4 protein-coding genes are annotated in these 3,253 nt (G+C 53.9%); all 4 read left to right on the plus strand.

Going from position 1 to position 3,253, the window contains the following annotated elements; all coding sequences use genetic code 11:
* The coding region (locus tag H6B10_RS13495; protein ID WP_204652082.1) for a sugar transferase at positions 1–370 on the plus strand (370 nt) is incomplete at its 5' end.
* Positions 371–582: 212 nt separating this feature from the next.
* The gene (locus H6B10_RS13500; protein WP_204652083.1) at positions 583–1,668 is read left to right on the plus strand and encodes a PucR family transcriptional regulator; all 1,086 of its coding nucleotides are present in this window, start codon (positions 583–585) and stop codon (positions 1,666–1,668) included.
* A gap of 177 nt (positions 1,669–1,845) precedes the next feature.
* Positions 1,846–2,583, plus strand: coding sequence for a YebC/PmpR family DNA-binding transcriptional regulator (locus H6B10_RS13505; protein ID WP_204652084.1), 738 nt, complete (start codon positions 1,846–1,848; stop codon positions 2,581–2,583).
* 71 nt (positions 2,584–2,654) lie between these two features.
* The coding region (locus H6B10_RS13510; RefSeq protein ID WP_345941849.1) for a serine/threonine-protein kinase at positions 2,655–3,253 on the plus strand (599 nt) is incomplete at its 3' end.

Genomic DNA, 3,253 nt, shown 5'->3' on the forward strand with positions numbered 1-3,253 from the left:
CGGCGCATTCCTTCGCAAAACCAGCCTGGACGAATTGCCGCAGATTTACAACATTCTGGCCGGCCAGATGAGCATCATCGGCCCGCGCCCGGCGCTCTACAACCAGTATGACCTGATTGAAGCGCGGGACCGGGTGCATGCCAACGACATTCGCCCCGGCTTGACAGGGCTGGCCCAGGTCAACGGACGGGACGAACTGCCCATCGATGTCAAGGCCCGCTATGACGGTGAATATGCTGCTCACCTGACTTTTGGCATGGACCTGAAGATTTTCTTCCACAGCTTTTCCTACGTGTTCCAGCGCCGCGGCGTTGTGGAGGGCGGTACCGGCTCTCTGCACGGTTCTGACGATGAATCGCCGTCAAAATGACGGACACTTTTCCCCCGCAAATGTGGCTTTTGCGGGGGAATTTTTTATGCAAAACAAAGTTGTACAAGAAAATATTGCTTTTTTCGTTAAAATATGTTGCAAAAGTCAAGTCGATTGTGTAAAATATACATCAGAAGCTTTCTGTTTTCGGGCAGTTTACCAAAAGGCATGTTGCCAAAACACCCAAATGAACCAAAGGGGAGTCACAGATTATGGCAAACAGGGTATTCCAGAATGTGGTCTACCAGATGAAGGAGGCCGTCGACCGTGTGGTCGGCGTTGTAGACGAAACCGGTACGGTCATCGCCTGCTCTGAACTGGGGCAGATCGGCGAAGTGCGTGACGGCGTGGCAGCTGTGCGCCAGACAGCAGGGGATGCCTTTGTACGGGATGGATATTCTTATCACCAGTTTTCCAATGCAAAGCATAATGATTATGCTGCTTTTGTGGAGGGCACAGACCCCACGGCAGAGCAGTTCTCGGCAATGCTTTCCATCAGCCTGCAGTGTATCAAGCAGTACCATGATGAAAAGTTCGACAAGACCAATTTTATCAAGAACGTGGTGCTGGACAATATCCTGCCCGGCGATATCTACGCCAAGGCGCGGGAACTGCATTTCATTTCGGACGTGCAGCGCGTAGTGCTGCTGATTCGCGTTACTTCCGGCAATGATATTTCCGCTTATGATGTGGTCAGCGGCCTGTTCCCGGACAAGCAGAAGGACTTTGTCTTCAATATCAGCGAGAGCGACACCGTGCTGGTAAAAGAGATCAAACCCGATAACAACACCCGCGATATGGAAAAGCTGGCAACGTCCATTGTGGATACACTCCAGGGCGACCATTATATCAAGGCTGTGGTGGGTATCGGCACCCCCATCAGCAACATCAAGGATCTGGCTTCCAGCTTCAAGGAAGCACAGATCGCCATGGAAGTGGGCAAGGTGTTCGACACCGAGCGCCAGGTTATCAGCTATGACCACCTGGGCATTGCCCGTTTGATCTATCAGTTGCCTACCACCCTCTGCGAGGCTTTCCTGCGGGAAGTGTTCAAGCAGGAGAGCATCGATTCTCTGGACGCGGAAACGCTGTTCACCATTCAGCGCTTCTTTGAGAATAACCTCAATGTGTCGGAAACCAGCCGCGGGCTGTTTGTGCACCGGAACACGCTGGTCTATCGGTTGGAAAAGATCCGCAAGCTGACGGGTCTGGACCTGCGCAACTTTGACGATGCCATCGTCTTTAAGGTGGCTCTGATGGTCAAGAAGTATCTGTCCGCCAATCCGGCCAAATATTGATCAAAACTCAGCTCCCTGCCAAACGGCAGGGATTTTTTATGCCGTAAACCGGCGTTCTGCCGGGGAAGCACCGCGGCCGGTACTTGAAAAGGACGTCTTGTTGTGCTATAATACTTAACTGGTAATTATCGGCTTAAAGTCAAAAGCTTGAAAGAATACAAACGAGGGGGACCACGTATGTCTGGACATAGCAAATGGAATAATATCAAACGTAAGAAGGAAAAGACCGACGGCGCACGCGCCAAGGTGTTCACCAAGATCGGCCGCGAGATCGCTGTGGCGGTTAAGGAGGGCGGTGCAAACCCCGCTTCCAACTCCAAGCTGGCAGCGCTGATCACCAAGGCCAAGGCCAACAGTGTGCCCAACGATAACATTCAGCGCATTATCAAGCGCGCCGAAGGCGGCGACAAGGCTGAATACGAAGCCATGACCTATGAAGGCTACGGCCCGGGCGGCGTGGCTGTTATGGTCGAAACCCTGACTGATAACCGAAACCGTACGGCTGCCAACATGCGCCACTACTTTGATAAGTTCGGCGGCAACCTGGGCCAGATGGGCTGCGTCGGCTTCCTGTTCAACCAGAAGGGCGTCATTGTGGTCGATCTGGAAGACAAGGACCCCGACGAACTGATGATGGATGCCCTGGATGCCGGCGCCGAGGATTTTGACGCAGGCGAAGAAGCTGCCCAGGTTACCACCACGCCGGAGAACTTTACGGCTGTGTGCGAAGCGCTGGAACAGAAAGGCTACACCTTTATCTCCGCTGATGTGGCACAGGTTCCCACTACCACCACCACCCTGACCGATCCCGATCAGCTGGTACAGATGGGCAAACTGCTGGATGCCCTGGAAGAAGATGACGATGTCCAGAACGCCTGGCATTCGTTGGAAAATGAGGAAGATCTCGACCGCTGAGCGCCGAGAAAAGAGAGAGTAAAGAAACGGTCTTTGCTCTCTTTTCTTGTATTGTACGGAAAGGAAGCTCTATGTCTGAACTCCTTTGCCCGCACTGCCTGCAGCCGCTGCAGGGCGGGTATCAAGGCGATTGCCCCCATTGCGGGCGGTCGCTGCAAAATCAAAATCCGGAAGGCGCGCTGCCGCTGGGCACGCAGCTGGCCGGGCGCTATACGGTCGGCAGTTATCTGAGCGCTGACGGCGACGGCCTTTCTTACCGCGGCGTTCTCAACGAGGAAAAACGTTTTGTCCTGATCAAGGAATACTTTCCCGTCACCCTGTGCAACGGACGCAGTGCGGACGGCGCCCTGATGCCCAAAGAAGGGAAGGAAGTGCTGTTCAAGACCAGCCGCATGGACTTCAAGGATCTGTATGATGATCTTCGCAATCTGACGCCGGCCACGGGATTGAATACCATCCTGGACGTGATGGAAGAAAACAATACCGTCTATGCCATCGAGGAAAGCGAAAAGGGTATGACGCTGACTCATTACCTCAGCCTGCGCAGCCGCACGCTGACACCTGCCGAGGCCCGCACACTGCTGCAGCCTGTGATGGAAGGCGTAGCATTGCTGCACAAGTCAGGCTTGATTCATCGCGGCATCTGCCCGGACAATATTCTTTTGCCCAT

Source organism: Gemmiger formicilis, from assembly GCF_016901605.1.
Taxonomy (GTDB): domain Bacteria; phylum Bacillota; class Clostridia; order Oscillospirales; family Ruminococcaceae; genus Gemmiger; species Gemmiger formicilis_B.

Coding starts and splice junctions, on each gene's coding strand:
- H6B10_RS13500 (WP_204652083.1), top strand. CDS start 583: ATGGCAAACAGGGTATTCCAGAATGTGGTCTACCAGATGAAGGAGGCC.
- H6B10_RS13505 (WP_204652084.1), top strand. CDS start 1,846: ATGTCTGGACATAGCAAATGGAATAATATCAAACGTAAGAAGGAAAAG.